The sequence below is a fragment of the Pseudomonas sp. MM227 genome (assembly GCF_947090715.1).
Classification (GTDB): Bacteria; Pseudomonadota; Gammaproteobacteria; order Pseudomonadales; family Pseudomonadaceae; genus Aquipseudomonas; species Aquipseudomonas baltica.
Map to the genome: position 1 here is coordinate 2144738 of NZ_OX352319.1, position 15830 is coordinate 2160567.

At 61.8% G+C, this 15830-nt stretch carries 12 protein-coding genes; 3 read left to right on the top strand and 9 right to left on the bottom strand.

Features of this window, described 5'->3' with window-relative positions; translation table 11 throughout:
- The first annotated feature begins 66 nt into the window (after positions 1-66).
- Complete coding sequence (locus tag ONG87_RS09670) at positions 67-1086, top strand: branched-chain amino acid aminotransferase (protein ID WP_122476961.1); 1020 nt, start codon at positions 67-69, stop codon at positions 1084-1086.
- Positions 1087-1215: 129 nt separating this feature from the next.
- Here the strand turns inward: ONG87_RS09670 and ONG87_RS09675 are convergent, their stop codons facing one another.
- The gene (locus ONG87_RS09675) at positions 1216-1374 is read right to left on the bottom strand and encodes a hypothetical protein (RefSeq protein WP_163007479.1); all 159 of its coding nucleotides are present in this window, start codon (positions 1372-1374) and stop codon (positions 1216-1218) included.
- 189 nt (positions 1375-1563) lie between these two features.
- Here ONG87_RS09675 and treS point away from each other — a divergent pair, with 189 nt between their 5' ends.
- Complete coding sequence (gene treS / locus ONG87_RS09680) at positions 1564-3627, top strand: maltose alpha-D-glucosyltransferase (protein ID WP_185793433.1); 2064 nt, start codon at positions 1564-1566, stop codon at positions 3625-3627.
- A gap of 606 nt (positions 3628-4233) precedes the next feature.
- Here treS and ONG87_RS09685 read toward each other — a convergent pair.
- The 8 genes from ONG87_RS09685 to ppnN form a co-directional block, all read right to left on the bottom strand.
- On the bottom strand, positions 4234-5556 hold the full coding sequence (locus tag ONG87_RS09685) for a substrate-binding domain-containing protein (protein ID WP_264382761.1): 1323 nt from the start codon (positions 5554-5556) through the stop codon (positions 4234-4236).
- Positions 5557-5740: 184 nt separating this feature from the next.
- Positions 5741-6538, bottom strand: a complete 798-nt coding sequence (locus ONG87_RS09690; RefSeq protein ID WP_197975699.1) for an IclR family transcriptional regulator — start codon at positions 6536-6538, stop codon at positions 5741-5743.
- A 104-nt stretch (positions 6539-6642) separates the two neighbouring features.
- Positions 6643-8184, bottom strand: coding sequence for an AMP-binding protein (locus ONG87_RS09695; protein WP_264382762.1), 1542 nt, complete (start codon positions 8182-8184; stop codon positions 6643-6645).
- A 3-nt stretch (positions 8185-8187) separates the two neighbouring features.
- Positions 8188-9891, bottom strand: a complete 1704-nt coding sequence (locus ONG87_RS09700) for an ABC transporter permease subunit (RefSeq protein WP_192047159.1) — start codon at positions 9889-9891, stop codon at positions 8188-8190.
- Positions 9888-10952: an ABC transporter ATP-binding protein gene (locus tag ONG87_RS09705; protein ID WP_264382763.1), complete on the bottom strand. Its 1065-nt coding sequence runs from the start codon at positions 10950-10952 to the stop codon at positions 9888-9890. The genes ONG87_RS09700 and ONG87_RS09705 overlap by 4 nt, the downstream gene beginning before the upstream one ends.
- 12 nt (positions 10953-10964) lie before the next feature.
- Positions 10965-12029, bottom strand: coding sequence for an ABC transporter substrate-binding protein (locus ONG87_RS09710; protein ID WP_122476971.1), 1065 nt, complete (start codon positions 12027-12029; stop codon positions 10965-10967).
- A gap of 254 nt (positions 12030-12283) precedes the next feature.
- A complete protein-coding gene (locus ONG87_RS09715; protein WP_192057155.1) occupies positions 12284-13042 on the bottom strand; it encodes an enoyl-CoA hydratase/isomerase family protein in 759 nt (252 codons plus the stop codon).
- A gap of 277 nt (positions 13043-13319) precedes the next feature.
- A complete protein-coding gene (gene ppnN / locus ONG87_RS09720) occupies positions 13320-14693 on the bottom strand; it encodes a nucleotide 5'-monophosphate nucleosidase PpnN (protein WP_122476974.1) in 1374 nt (457 codons plus the stop codon).
- A 406-nt stretch (positions 14694-15099) separates the two neighbouring features.
- Between ppnN and pcsA the strand changes: the two genes are divergently transcribed.
- Positions 15100-15819, top strand: coding sequence for a phosphatidylcholine synthase (gene pcsA / locus ONG87_RS09725; protein ID WP_240998720.1), 720 nt, complete (start codon positions 15100-15102; stop codon positions 15817-15819).
- Positions 15820-15830 lie beyond the last annotated feature (11 nt).

Below are 15830 nucleotides of genomic sequence, written 5' to 3' on the forward strand. Positions count from 1 at the left end.
AGTATTGTTGTGTCCATTCGTAAAAGCCTGTGCTGTTCAGGCGATCGCCAAAGGGTAGAGGGTGTCATGGGTCACGAAAGCATCAACTGGGACAAATTGGGTTTCGACTACATCAAGACCGATCTGCGCTACCTGTCGCATTGGCGCGACGGTGAATGGGATCAGGGCAACCTGACCGAAGACAATGTGCTGCACATCAGTGAAGGCTCGACCGCGCTTCATTATGGGCAGCAGTGCTTCGAGGGCCTCAAGGCCTACCGTTGCAAGGATGGTTCGATCAATCTGTTTCGCCCCGACCAGAACGCCCTGCGCATGCAGCGCAGCTGTGGTCGCCTGTTGATGCCACAAGTGCCCACCGACGTGTTCATCGACGCCTGCCGCCAGGTGGTCGCCGCCAACGAGCGCTTCATTCCGCCCTATGGTTCAGGCGGCGCCCTCTACCTGCGTCCGTTCGTGATCGGCGTGGGCGACAACATCGGCGTGCGTACAGCGCCCGAGTTCATTTTCTCGATTTTCTGCATCCCGGTTGGCCCCTACTTCAAAGGTGGCATGAAGCCGCACAATTTCGTCATTTCCGGCTACGACCGCGCCGCGCCCAACGGTACCGGTGCCGCCAAGGTGGGTGGCAACTACGCTGCCAGCCTGATGCCGGGTTCCAATGCGAAGAAGGCCAACTTTGCCGATTGCATCTACCTGGACCCCCAGACCCACACCAAGATCGAAGAAGTGGGTTCGGCGAACTTTTTCGCGATCACCCGCAACGACGAATTCGTGACCCCGAAATCGCCATCGGTGCTGCCTGGCATCACTCGTCTGTCGTTGATCGAACTGGCGCAATCGCGCCTGGGCTTGAAAGTGATCGAAGGTGATGTGCTGATCGATCAGCTCGACCAGTTCAAGGAGGCCGGCGCTTGCGGCACCGCGGCAGTGATTACCCCGATCGGGGGAATCGAATACCAGGACAAGCTGCACGTGTTCTTCAGCCAGGAAGAAGTGGGCCCATTCACCCAACGCCTCTACAAGGAGTTGACCGGTATCCAGTCCGGAGACGTGGAAGCTCCACAGGGTTGGATCGTCAAGGTCTGATCTTCAGGGCAGGCCGGCACTTGGCGGCCTGCTTGCCCTGCATCCCGTAGCCGCTCGTTCGAGCGGCATCTTCATCAGTGTCGAGCATCGCGCGTCGACTCTGCATGCCTCAGGTCAAACCTTGCGATTTCAGCTCGCCAGCTGCGTCTGAAAAGAAATGCGTTGGAACTGCGTGCGCGCATTTTCCATGGCCTGTACTTCTCGTCGCTTGTCTGCCCGTATCAGCCCCACGAAAACGAAGGTCCCGAGTACGGACAGTGCGCACCAGCCCAGCAGAAAGGTAATCATGGGTCTCTCCTGTTGATCGCCCGCGCAGGGATGATCCCCTGCCAATTGCTGTATCGGCCTGATGGCACAATGCTTTATACCGTTCATCGGATCAGGTCAGCGTGGCGCCTTCAGGGAAATCCTCGACGGATGCAACGATAACCCTCCGTCGTACTCATACTGTAGGACACTTTTCGAGGGCAAGTAACGATGACGACGCCGGACAAGGATTACATCCAGTGGCTGGTCGACCAGTCCATGCTGCATACCGCCAAACAGCGCGCCAAGCTGTATGCCGGACAAGCGCGGCTGTGGCAACGACCCTACGCCCAGGCCAGGCCTCGGGACGCATCAGCCATTGCTTCGGTCTGGTTCACAGCCTACCCGGCTTCCATCGTTACACGCGAAGAGGGCTCGGTACTGCAGGCCCTTGGCGATGAAACCTTGTGGCATGCGTTGTCCGAGATCGGCATCCAGGGTATTCACAACGGCCCGCTGAAACTGTCCGGCGGTCTGCGTGGACGTGATCGCACCCCCAGCGTCGACGGCAACTTCGACCGCATGAGCTTCGACATCGACCCCGAGCTGGGTACCGAAGCCGACATGATCCAGCTCAGCCGCATGGCTGCGGCGCACAATGCTGTGGTCATCGACGACGCGATCCCTTCGCACACCGGCAAGGGCGCGGATTTCCGCCTGGCCGAAATGGCCCACGCGGATTATCCAGGCCTCTACCACATGGTCGAGATCAAGGAAGAAGACTGGGGGCTGTTGCCTGAAGTGCCGGCCGGTCGCGACGCGATCAACTTGACCCCGGAAGTCTGCGACATTCTCAAGGACAAGCACTACATCGTTGGCCAACTGCAACGTGTGATCTTCTTCGAACCCGGCGTCAAGGAAACCGACTGGAGTGCGACTCCAGTGGTGGTTGGCGTGGACGGCAAGGCGCGACGCTGGGTCTACCTGCACTACTTCAAGGAAGGCCAGCCATCGCTGAACTGGCTGGACCCGACCTTCGCCGCCCAGCAGATGATCATCGGTGATGCCCTGCATTCCATCGACGTCATGGGTGCGCGCATCCTGCGTCTGGACGCCAACGGTTTCCTCGGCGTCGAGCGTCGTGCCGAAGGCCCGGCCTGGTCGGAAAGCCACCCGTTGTCGGTGAACGGCAACCAGCTGTTGGGTGGCGCCATTCGCAAGGCCGGTGGTTTCAGCTTCCAGGAACTGAACCTCACCATTGACGACATCGCCTCGATGTCCCATGGCGGCGCGGACCTGTCCTATGACTTCATCACTCGGCCGGCCTATCAACACGCGTTGCTGCTGGGCAATACCGAGTTCCTGCGCCTCATGCTGCGTCAGGTTCACGCATTCGGTATCGACCCGGCCTCGTTGATCCACGCCTTGCAGAACCACGACGAGCTGACCCTCGAACTGGTGCACTTCTGGACGCTGCACGCCCACGACACCTATCTGTACCAGGGGCAGACTTTCCCCGGCAACATTCTGCGCGAGCACATCCGCGAGGAAATGTACGAGCGCCTGGCCGGCGAGCATGCACCCTACAACCTGAAATTCGTCACCAATGGGGTGTCCTGCACCACCGCCAGTATCATCACGGCGGCACTGGGCATCCGCGATCTGGAGGCGATCACCGATCAGGACATCAAGCAGATCCAGCATATTCACCTGTTGCTGGTCATGTACAACGCCATGCAACCCGGCGTTTTCGCGCTGTCGGGATGGGATCTGGTCGGCGCGCTGACTTTGCCAGCCGATCAGGTCGCGCACTTGATGGAAGACGGTGACACGCGCTGGATCCACCGCGGCGCCTACGACCTGGTAGGGCTCGATCCCGAGGCTGAATTTTCCGCGGGCAACATGCCGCGTCCGAAGACGCTTTACGGCAACCTGGTAGACCAGTTGCAGCGCCCGGACAGCTTCGCTTCGCAGTTGAAGAAGATTCTGGCGGTACGGCGTGCGTATGACATCGCCGCCAGCAAGCAAATTCTGATTCCGGATGTTCAGCACCCGGGCCTGTTGCTGATGGTGCACGAATTGCCTGCCGGCAAGGGTACCCAGATCACCGCCTTGAACTTCAGCAATGAACCGATCGTGGAGACGTTGCATCTGCCGGGTATCGCTGCGGGACCTGTGGTGGACATCATCAACGAGCGGGTCGAGGGTGATTTGACCGAAGCCGGTGAATTCACAATTACCCTGGATCCGTACGAGGGTCTGGCTCTGCGTGTGGTGAGTGCCTCGCCCATCTGACCGGTTGCAGGCCTTGGTGTTTGATACGCGCCAGGGCCTGCAAAGCCAGATCGCAGAAAGCACTGAGGGGAGCCTAGGCTCCCCTCAAGGGTTTGTTGCATGCTCTTTTTTATTATTGAGGGGCGACCTGTTGTTGTATTTGTCAGCCGTGGCCCTTGCCGCTTGTTGTGCGACCCCCAGGCGGGGTCAAGAGCAAACGTATTTTTTTGAGCGCTGATCTGCTTTTATCGTCGATCCAACCAGTGGGTAGCTACTGAACGTAGTTTTGTTGTTCTCTACCTGGCTGCGGGGCTAGCCCCTGAAAAGCATTTCCTCTCCAAAAAAATCTGTTAGCTACGCCTCTGTCGCGTTTGTTCTTGTTATGTCAGAGTCGTTTCATCTTGTTCTTATTGGTTTATCGCGTTGTTGTTATTGTTGTACGTATGACATAGCAGGGTGCGTGCCAACTTTAACAAATCGTTTTAAATCAATAACTTGAATTTACTGAGAATGCTGCGTGCGGCAGAGTGACGCAGATCTGTTCCCTTGTTACCCGTATTCGTTCCCGCGTAGGCATCACCGGTAACACTTTGTGTCTGCCGTCGGCATCAATCACGGTGCCCCGAGCTATGGGTTAACCCAGACTTCCACTCGACGGTTCTTGATCCGCCCTTCATCGACCGCGTTGGTCGCCACCGGCAGTTGCGCGCCAAAGCCCTGGATATCGCGGAAGAGCACGTCCGCCCTGGCCAGTTCACGGCGAACCGCCATGGCGCGTAGCCGGGACAGCAACACCGCGCGGGCGGAATCGTCCTTGGCATCACCGAACCCCACCAGTGTGGTCTTGTTCTGCAGCAGGTGATGGCTGCGCAGGTAATCCTGCACCCTCACCACATCGGCCATTGCCTTGTTATCCAACGTGGCGCTGCCTTCGGCAAAGCGGAAACTCACCGACAGACGCCGGCCCTCACGGGCCAATTGCTGGTACAGCATGGGCATGTCGGGCGAGGCGGGGACACTCATGGCTTGCACCGTTTGCGCCACGAAGCCTTGCTGGGCAACGACTGCCTGTCCCGGTTCGCTCTGCGCGAAAGCAATCAATGCGTCGGCCCATGGCGAGGGGCGCATTGGTGGGCTGTACAGGTACAGCCGGCGGCTCAGGGGATAGTCCTGGGTTGCAATCAGGCTGACCGTAGGCGCCATGAACTGGCTGTCGCCATCTGCGATGGCCAGCGCGCGGGCACCACGTATCGAGGCCAGGCCGATGAAGCCAATGGCGTATCGATCGGCGCTGACCCGATCCGACAGCTGCTCGCTGGACTCCAGCCTGACCGCATGGGCCGTCAGGCGCCCGGCATGTGGGGTCAGTACCTGGTCGCGAAACGTCTCCCATGTGCCCGAGCGGTCATCGCGGGCCAGCACATGGATCGGGCCACGGCCACCTAGTACGTTCCAGTCGTTGATTTCGCCGCTGAATACCTGGGCAAGCTGGCGAGTGGTCAGCTGCCGCAGGGGGTTGTCGGGATGGACGATCACGGCCACGCCGTCGATGCCGATCACGTGTTCGGCGCCGAAGCTGCTCAGGTCGCCCAGGGGTGCCAGTCGGCTGCGCTCTTGGTCACTGATGGGCCTGGAGGAGGCGGCCAGATCCGCTTGCCCGGCCAACAGGCTGTCGAAGCCTGTGCTGGAGCCGTGGGCGCCGACTTCGAAACGCAACGCCGTACCGTTCGGCTCATGGGCGGTGACAAGCAGTTCGCCCGTGGAAGGATCGAGCGTCTGGACAGGGGCCAGGCCTCGGCTTTCGAGCAGGCCGCGTATGAGAGCCGGAACCAGCTCCGTACCCATGGTGTTGGAGCCCTGGATGCGCAAGGTGGCCGAATCGGCGAGCGCGCCCGTACTCAGGCTTATGCCCAGGCTCAGGATGCACAGAATGAGAAGCAGACGGCGCATGGCGGCTCACCAGGTCGGGAAGCCTCGCAGATTAAGACAGTGATGTTGCAGGGGGATGACGGTGCATTTCAGGTGGATCACCTAGAACCTATCGCGGCCAATGACCGCTCCTACAGCGATTCGCGATGCCCCTGTGGGAGCGGTCATCGGCCGCGAAGGGCACGAAGCCGTCTTCGCTTGAAACTCAAACCTTGCGCTTGATCGAGATCGACGACGCCGCGCTGATCACCAGGTCGGCATAGCGTTTGCTGTCGCGTTCCGGTACCCAGCGCGAGCGGGATACCGCAAGGTTCACCGCCCCGATGCCCCGGCCATTGCCATCGACGATGGCCGCCGCCGTCGACACGTCGCCATAGAAAAACTGGTCTTCGGTATGCGCATAGCGGCGCTGGCGAATCTGCTCGATGCTGGCCCAGATCTGCTCTCGGTCGGTGATGGTCGCCGGCGTGTGCTGGACGAACTGGCTGCGGTCGAAGATAGCGTTCACTTCGTCGTCGCTGTAGGTCGCCAGCAGCGCCTGGCCCGGCGCGGTGCACCAGGCCGGCAGGCGAGTGCCGATGATGACGCTGGCGTTGAACACGTGTCGGCTGACGATCCGCTGCACATAGACGATGTCGGTGCCGTCGAGCACCGTCAGGTTGGTTGCCTCTTCGGTGTCCGCGCTCAACTGCTGCAGGTAGGGCGCGGCACGGGTCACCAGTTCGCTGGACGTCAGGTAGTGGTAGGTGAAGTCCAGCAGCCGCGGCGACAGCTCGTACTTCTTGCTGCTGTCCTTGTTCAGGTAGCCCAGGGTTGCCAGCGTATGAGTGAAGCGCTGCGCGGCGCTGAGGTCCATGCCGGTCAGCCCGGCGATGTCGGACAGCGATAACTGACGCTGGCTGCCGTCGAAGGCCATGAGCACTTTCATGGCCTTGTCGACGGACTGCACGTACAGCGAGGAGGCCGTTGGGTCGGCAGGAGGTTTCTTCGGGGTACTGGCCATGAACGCAACACATTGGTGAAAAAACCGATTATCCGGCAGTTACCCGGCACTTTCTATCGCTATTCACTAAACCGTTACCGCACAGGCCGCTCGCGGCCCATCGTTCAACCGCGACTGTCCCAGGCTTGGGTGACATCCTTGGGCAACAGGTGCTTCTTGATACGCTCACTGGGCGTCAGCTCGAACTGCTCCACTTGTTGGTAGTAGCGTGGTAACTGGTAGGAGGCGCAGCGCAGCGCGGCCCACTCGAGCATGGCCTGCCACTGCGCAGCAGTGCCGGCCTCCAGTTGTACGAACAGCAGAATCTCCTGCTCGCCCACCGCCGATTCGACGCCCAGCGCCGCGCAGGCTTTCACCGCAGGGTGGGCGCTGAACACCCGCTCCACTTCCCAGGCCGAAACGTTCTCGCCACGCACACGCATGCTGTCGGTGCGACGTCCGACGAAGAACAAGTCGCCCTCGGCATCCATGCGTGCCATGTCACCGGTGAACAGCCGGCCATCGCGCAGGGCGCTGGCGGTGGCTTCTGGGTTGTCCAGATAGCCGGGCAGGAAAACGCCCTCGACTTCACTGGATAGCACGATTTCCCCCAGTTGCCCCACTTCGACCGGCGTACCGTCGCTATCCAGCAGTTCTACGCTCAGCCAGGGCAAGGCGCGGCCGATCGAGCCTGGCTTGCCGGTACGGTTCAAGGTGGCGAAGCTGGAGCACTCGGTCATGCCGTAGCACTCGCGCAGCGGACAACCGAAACGTTGCTCGATCGCTGCCCAATTGGTCAGGCTCACACCCGCACCCCAAAGGGTCCGCAGGCTATGCCGCACAGGCCACTGCTCGGCGGGCTGCTGCATGAGGATATCGATGATGCCGCCCAGGTAATGCAACTGGGTCGCCTGCACTTGCACGCACTGCGCCCAGAACTTGCTGGCGGAAAAGCGCTGCACCACGTTCAGGCTGACTTCGGCCAGAAACGGCATCAGCAGCATCTGCGCGCCACCGATATGGCACAGCGGCTCCCACAACAGCAGGCGGTCACCTGCTTTGACGTCGGCCACCTGCAGAACCGCCTCGCTGGCAATGCGCATCATGCGGTGGGTGAACACCACACCCTTGGGCGCGCCGGTGGTGCCGGAGGTGTAGATCACGCAGAGCGTGGCATCGGCCGCGCTGTCCTCGAGCCGCAGCTTCGCTGCCGGGTAGGCCAGGGCCTGCTCGTGCAGCACGTCGATGCCGACACAGTCGAGCTGGGCGGCAGCGCTGTCCGCCAGGCGTTCGGCAAACTCGGCGTCGCCGACCACCAGGTCCGGACGAGCGTGCTCGAAGGGGTAGTCCAGGCCAGGGCCGCGCAACTTGGTGTTGATCGGAATCCACACCAGGCCGCTGAGGATCAGCGCGTAGATCAACACGATCTGGTCGTCGCTGTTGCCCAGCATGACGGCTACCCGTTGTCCGGCGCGCAGGCCGCGTTCGGCCAGGACCTGCTGCAAGGCGGCGACCCGTTGGTGCAACTCCAGGGTAGCGAGCGATCGGCCCTCGAAGGTGACGCGCACGGCGTGGTCGTCGATCAGCAGGCCGGCATGGATCAGCGGCGCGGTGGTGAGCTGATCGTGGCTGATGCGATGCGGGAAGAAGCGAGTGTATGGATGCATCGTTCAGAGCCCTTGACGTTTGGAAGTGGAGCGCCGCGATACCCATTGGGCGATGACGGCAAACAACACGATGAACACCAGCAACGTGGTGGAAACCGCAGCCAGGGTGGGGGTGAGCGCCAGCTGGATGCTGTCCCACATCTGCTTGGGCAGCGTGGTATTGATGCCACCGCTGACGAAAATGGCGATGGTCAGGTCGTCGAACGAGGTGATGAAGGCCAGCAGAAACGCGGAGACCAGGCTCGCCGACATGAGCGGCAGGGTCACGGTGCGCAGTCGCGTGAACGCACCGGCGCCGAGAATCCGCGCGGCATCGTCGAGGCGCCAGTCATACTGCTTGAACGCCGCCGACAGGGTGACCACCACGTAGGGCAGGGCCAGTACCGTGTGGCCCAGCACCAGGCCGATGTCCTTGCCCGCCAGGCCGAGCCTGGAAAACAGGTACAACAGGCCCAGGGCAATCACGATGCGCGGCACGATCAGCGGGGCGATGAACAACGCGAACAGGCCTTTGCGCCACCCCGCGCTTACCCGGGTCAAGGCCAGGGTCGCACCGAAGCCCAACACCAGCGCCAGCAGCGCGGTGGCCACACCGACGCCCAGCGAGCGGAACAGGGCGGCCTGCCACACCGCGGAAGTGAAGAATTCCTCGAACCACTTCAAGCTGAACAGCTTGGGCGGGAAGGCAATGAACGGGCTGCTGGTGAATGCCAGCGGAACGACCACCAGCACGGGCAGGATCAGCAGCATGACCAGCAGCACGCTGTAACCGGTCAGCAAGGCGCCATCGCCACTGCGCCGCGGCGCCTTGCCCCGGCCCGAAAAACAGTGCCCCAGCCAGATCAGAATCTGCAGGCCCATTCCGGACTGACGTTCCTTGGGCGCCTCGCCGCCGAGCGACGACAGCCCGGCGATGCGGTCGTAGATCACGAACACCACCAGCGAGCAGGCCAACAGCACCACCGAAAGAGCGCCGGCAAAGTTCATGTCGAACAGGTCGAGCACCGAGGAAATCACCAGCTGCGCCACCATCATTTCCCGTGGCGAACCCAGCAGCGCAGGGACGATGAAGAAACCCAGGCTGGTAATGAACACCAGCAGACCCGCCGCGGCGATGCCGGGGGCCGAGAGCGGCAGGAAAATGCTGAAGAAGCTCATCGAACCGCTGGCGCCCAGTGTCTGTGCGGCCGGCGCGAGGCGCTGGTCGATGCTGCGCATGATCGGCAGCAGGGTAATCACCGCCAGCGGCAGCATCGAGTGGACCATGCCGATCAGCACCCCCGAAAGTGCGGGCACCAGGCCGGACGGGTTGTCCAGCACGTCGGCGGCAAGCGTGGTCAGCAGGCCTTTGCGTGACAGCAGCAGCATCCAGGCATAGGTCTTGACCAGGTAGCTGGTCCAGAACGGCAGCATGATCCACAGCAGCCAACGTTCGCGACCCATGGGCGAGAGCCGAGTGAGCAAGTAGGCCACTGGGTACGCGAGCAGCACCGACAGCACGGCCGTCAGCGCCGAGATCCAGAAGGTAATGCCCAGAACGCGGGCGTACACCGGGGTCGAGGCGATCCGTTCGAAATTGCCCAGGCTCAGCTCGCCGCTGGCGTTCTGGAAACTGCCCATGAGCATTTCCGCCACCGGCAGCAGAAAGAACAGTGCCAGGAAAAGCAGGGCGGGGATGGCCGGAATCAGGCCTTTGCGCCAGTTCATGAGGTGGCCTGCGCGGGCAGCAGGGTGGCCCGTGTGGGATTCCAGGCGATGCCAACCGGATCGCCGACGCGCGGACTGAGCTCGCGGGAACAGCGCACACTGAAGCGGTTGCCCGAAGGCAGCCGGACCAGAGCACGGGTGTCGCTGCCCAGGAATACGCATTCATCGACGATGCCCTGCAGCAAGCCGGCAGTGGGTTCGGTCAGGCGCGCGGCTTCGGGCCGGATGAGCAGGAACGCTTCCGTCCCGGCACTCGGCGCCTGGTGCCCGGCGCAGCCAGCCAGATCCAGCCGTTGGCCTTCGACCTGTAGGTGGCCGCTGCCGTCGCGCTGGCCTTGGAGCAGATTGGAGTGGCCGATGAACTCGGCGGCGAAGCGTGTTGCCGGGCGATCGTAGAGTTCTTCTGGCGTGGCCAGTTGTTCGATGCGCGCGCGGTTCATCAGGCAGATGCGATCGGACAGGGTCAGCGCCTCTTCCTGGTCGTGGGTGACATAGATGAACGTAGCCCCCAGTTCCTTGTGCATGCGGCGGATTTCCAGCTGCATGTGCTCGCGCAGGTTCTTGTCCAGGGCGCCCAGCGGCTCGTCGAGCAGGATGATTGAAGGACGGTAGGCGAAGCAGCGGGCCAGGGCGATCCGTTGTTGCTGGCCACCGGACAGTTCGTTCGGGTAGCGATGGGCGAAATCCTCCATGCGCACCATGCCCAAAGCGTCGTCGACCGCCTGGTTGACCTCGGCCTTGGGGTATTTGCGCATGCGCAGCCCGTACGCCACGTTGTCGCGCACGCTCATGTGCGGGAACAATGCATAGCTCTGGAATACCAGGCCGATGCCACGCTTTCCTGGAGCGATGTGGGTCGCGTCCTGGCCATCGATCAGCAATTGCCCGCTGTCCGGTGGAACCAACCCGGAGATCATCTGCAGCAGGGTGGTCTTGCCTGAGCCCGAAGGCCCGAGCAGGGTCAGGAACTCGCCTTCGCGCACCTGGATATCGGTGGGTTGCAGGGCGACGAACTGACCATAGGTCTTGCCCAGGCCACGGGTTTCAAGTTTCACGCTCATGCATCGACTCCCTTACGACAAGATCCAGGCGTTGAACCGCTCGGTCACGGCGGTGCGGTTCTCTGCCCACCAGGCAGGGCTCGGCAGACGCATGTTTTTCAGGTTCTGCGGGGCGGTCGGCAGCAGCGCCGCACGCTCTGCCGGAATGAACTCGAAGGATTTGCGATTGGTCGGGCCGTAGGCCAGGGTGTCGGTGAAGTCGGCCTGGCGCTTGGCGTCGGCGCAGAAACGCACGAACTGTTTGGCCATGTCGGCGTGCGGGGTGCCCTTGGGGATGGCCCAGCCTTCGATCGAATAGAGCCCCTGGTTCCAGACGATCTGCACCGGTGCGCCGTTGTCGATGGCGGCCTGGGCGCGGCCGTTCCAGGCCGAGATCATGTCGACTTCGCCGCTCTGGATGGCTTGCATGGCTTGCGCGCCCGAGGTCCACCACAGGTCGATGTGCGGTTTGATCTTGTCCAGGCTCTTGAAGGCGCGGTCGACGTCCATCGGGTACAGCTCGTCGAGGCTGACGCCGTCCGCCAGCAGGGCCTGTTCCAGTGTGTCCAGCGGGCTGCGGCGCAGGCAGCGGCGGCCGGGAAATTTCTCGACGTTCCAGAAATCTGCCCAGCTCTGCGGGCCGTTGCCGTCCTTGAAGGTGTCGGTGCGGTAGGCGAGCACCGTGGAGTACACGTCGACACCGAGGAAGTTGGCGGTGATGGCTTCGGGAAGCAGGTCAGGGTATTCGCTCGCCGACAACCCGATCGGTTCGAGAAAGCCCTGGGCTTCGAGGTAGGGGATGTCGGCGGAAATGGTCAGGGTGGTGACGTCCCACACGTAGTTGCGGGTTTTTACCATGGCCGAGAACTGCGCCACCGGCTGGGACTCACGCGCCACGCTGATGACTTTGATGCCGGTGGCTTTTTCGAAGGGGTCGTAGAAAGCCTTGCGGTAGGCCACGGTGTAGGGACCGCCGGGGTCGGAGACGATGATCTGTTTATCGGCGGCGCGGACCACGCTGGGCAGGCCGCAGACCAGTGCGACCGTGGCGCCGGCCTTGAGCAACCGACGGCGTCCGGGGTTGGAAGGTGTGTGCATGACAGTCTCCTACAGAAAACGAATGGATCGTTGGGTAGTCAGGACGTCGGCAGTCAAAGCATTGCAAGAGCCGGGGTAGGTACATGGCCGCCGCCGTGCGTGGTGCGATGAAATCATTTCCCGCGAGAGCGGGCTCAGTGGGAGCGGGTCTCTGCCCGCGAAAAGGGCTCCGCGGTATATCAGTGACTCCGCGTTGCTGCCTTCGCGGTCAGGGCCGCGCTCCCACAATCAACTCACTTTCACAAGGCAGGGCTTTATTTGGCGCGGGCCTTGAAGAAGGCTTCCATCATTCGCTGTGGCTCGCCGGAGTCGTATGCCTCCTTCTGCAGGCGACGGCCGGCTGCAATGCAGTCCTTGAAGCCAGGCTCGCTCATTTCGCGGAAGCGCTGCTTGTCCAGGCGCATGGCGATCGGGGGCTTGGCGGCCAGTTCTTCGGCGATTTCCAGGGCCTTGCTCATCACTTGATCGGCTGGCACCAAATGGTGGATCAAGCCGATCTGCTTGCATTCATCGGCGTCCATCAAACGGCCGGTCAGCGTCAGCTCGATGGTGCGCGACATGCCCAGCATGCTGTTCATGATCCACGGACCGGTAGTGCTGGGGATGCCGGAGTTGATTTCCGGCTGGCCCATGCGCACGCCTGGGTGGCCTACGCGGATGTCGCCCAGCAGTGCGACCTGAAACGCGGAACCAGCAGCTGTGCCATTGAGGGCGATGATCAGTGGTTTGGACAGGCCGCGCAGGGTGGCGTAGTAGCGCTCCCACTCGCCGACCCATTCAACGGCGCGGTCCCCGTCGAAATCGTGGGCTTCGGAAAGATCCTGGCCTGCCGAAAAAGCGCGGTCGCCAGCGCCGGTCATGATCACGGCCTTGATTTCCGGGTCGGCGTTGTAGCCGTTCAAGGCTTCGATGATTTCGTTACGCATCGGCGTGGTCCAGGCATTCAGCACTGCCGGACGATTGAGGGTGATGACAGCGACAGGCCCTTTGATTTCTAGCACGATGTCTGACATGTTTATCTCAATGCGATAGTTGATGTGGAATAACGATAGAATTATCTCGCAGGATGCGCAACAGGTTTGTTTGGAAATCTTGGGCTTGAGTAAACGGCTGAAAGATTCGCGGCGGGGTGTCAGGTATTGCGCGGGGGTGGTTTCGCGGCCGATGACCGCTCCTACAGGGTTCAAATCGTAGGAGCGGTCCGTGGCCGCGAAGGGCGCGGCGGGGGTATCAGGTAATACGCGGTGGGAGTTTCACGGCCGATGACCGCTCCCACCGTACGGGGGCGGGTCAGGTGACGACGCGGTAGCACGGCACGTAGGCTGCGCCACCTGGCAGTTTCATGCGGTTCTGCTCGACGAACGCCTGCAGCAGTTTGTCCAGCGGTTCCATGATCGCGGCATCACCGCGAATCTGGTACGGACCATGCTCTTCGATCAGACGAATGCCCTTGTCCTTCACGTTGCCCGCCACGATCCCGGAAAACGCCCGACGCAGGTTCGCCGCCAGTTGATGCGGGGGCAGGGCGTGGCTGAGTTCAAGATTGGCCATGTTGGCGTGGGTCGGGTCGAACGGCCGCTGGAAGCTTTCCTCGATCTTCAACAGCCAGTTGAAGTGGAAGGCGTCGTTGCGCTCGCGGCGGAACAGCTTCACCTGCTTCAACGATTCGGTCATCTCCCGCGCCACGTCGGCCGGGTTGTCGATGATGATCTGGTAATGCTGTCGAGCCGCTTCGCCCAGGGTCGCCACGACAAACTGGTCCAGCTGCTGCAGGTACGCCTGCGCACTCTTGGGGCCGGTCAGGATCACCGGAAACGGCAAGCCCTGGTTGTCCGGATGCATCAGAATGCCCAGCAGGTACAGGAACTCTTCGGCAGTGCCTGCGCCGCCAGGGAAAATGATGATCCCATGACCCACCCGCACGAACGCTTCCAGACGCTTTTCGATATCCGGAAGAATGACCAGCTCGTTGACGATCGGGTTCGGCGCTTCCGCCGCGATGATGCCCGGCTCGGTCAAGCCCAGGTAACGCCCGCCGCTCATGCGCTGCTTGGCATGGGCAATGGTGGCGCCTTTCATCGGCCCTTTCATCACTCCAGGGCCGCAACCGGTACAGATGTCCAGCCGGCGCAGACCCAGTTCATGGCCGACTTTCTTGGTGTACTTGTACTCGTCCGAATTGATCGAGTGTCCACCCCAGCACACCACCATTTTCGGCTCGAGGCCGGCACGCAGGGTGCGGGCGTTGCGCAATAGATGAAAGACGTAGTCGGTGATGCCCTGGGAATCGCTCAGGTCGATGCGCTGGCTGTCCAGCTCGCTTTCGGTATAGACAATGTCGCGCAGTGCGCTGAAGAGCATCTCGCGGGTGCTGGCGATCATCTCGCCATCGACGAAGGCGTCCGCCGGGGCGTTCAGCAGCTCAAGGCGCACGCCACGGTCCTGCTGATGGATACGCACTTCGAAATCCCGATAGGCGTCGAGGATGGTCTTGGCGTTGTCGACATGGGCGCCGGTATTGAGAATGGCCAGGGCGCACTGGCGAAACAGGGTATAGGTGCTGCCTGAACCGGCGGCACTGAGTTGCTGCACTTCACGCTGGGAGAGGGTTTCCAGGCTGCCCTTGGGGCTCACCGACGCATTGATCACATTTCTTGGGGCCATTCTATATTCCCTTAACGCAACGTAGCGCGGCCACATGGGCCGCGCCATCCGGATAATGAGCGACTTCACCGGCGCCAGGCTGTCTGGCCCGGGCGCTGGGTCTGCTGGTCCTGCGGGTGAAAAACCGGTTCCGCCCCAATCTTGGGGCAGTTGGACACCGGCTTCATCTTACTCCGCGGTGCCGCGCGGCGGTCAACGTCCGTCGCCACAAAAACTTCAATGCAGTGAATCGCTTGGCAGCGCACCGGGTTACCTGTGACACTTACGTCGACCGAGTCGTGAACCTTACACCCACACGCCCGGTCGATAGCTGCGGCCCATTCATTTACTTGTGCCGCTTTCGGGTCAATGCTGTGGATACCTGCCAGCGGTTGTCATGGCCCGTCTACTTCCTGGAGAACACCCCGTGATACTGATCAGACCCTCGGCCACGCTCAAAGCATGGGGCGCCCACGGCTTCACCGCCACAGGCGTGGTGCTGGCCTTTCTTGCCACACTGGCGCTGTTCGACGGCCAGCCGAAAATCTGCCTGCTGTGGCTGGGCCTGGCGCTGGTGGTCGACGGCGTCGACGGTGCACTGGCACGCAAGCTCAACACCCAGTCGTTGCTGCCACACTTCGACGGCTCGACACTCGACCTGGTCATCGATTACCTGACGTACGTGTTCATTCCGGCACTGTTCATCTATCGCTACATTCCACTGCCCGAATTCACCTTGCTGATCACCGTCAGCATCATTCTGGTGTCGTCGTTGTTCTGTTTCTGCAACGTCAACATGAAGAGCAAGGACAACTACTTCGTCGGCTTTCCCGCGGCCTGGAACGTAGTGGCGCTGTGCATGTACATCATCTCGCCGTCGCCGTGGATCGCGCTGCTCACCGTTGTCGGGCTGGCGCTGCTGACCGTCACCAAGATGAAGTTCCTGCACCCGTTCCGGGTTCGCCGTTTCATGGCGGTCAACATCGCAGTGACGTCGATCTGGTTGCTGTGCACCTTCGTGCTGATCCTCAACCACCCTGCCAGCAACCCGGTGGCCATGGGTCTGTGGAGCTTGATGTCGGCGTACTTCCTGGGTGTGTGCTTCTGGCGCACGGCGGTCGAATGGATCGGCCGCACGCGCACCTAGCAGCCGATCAA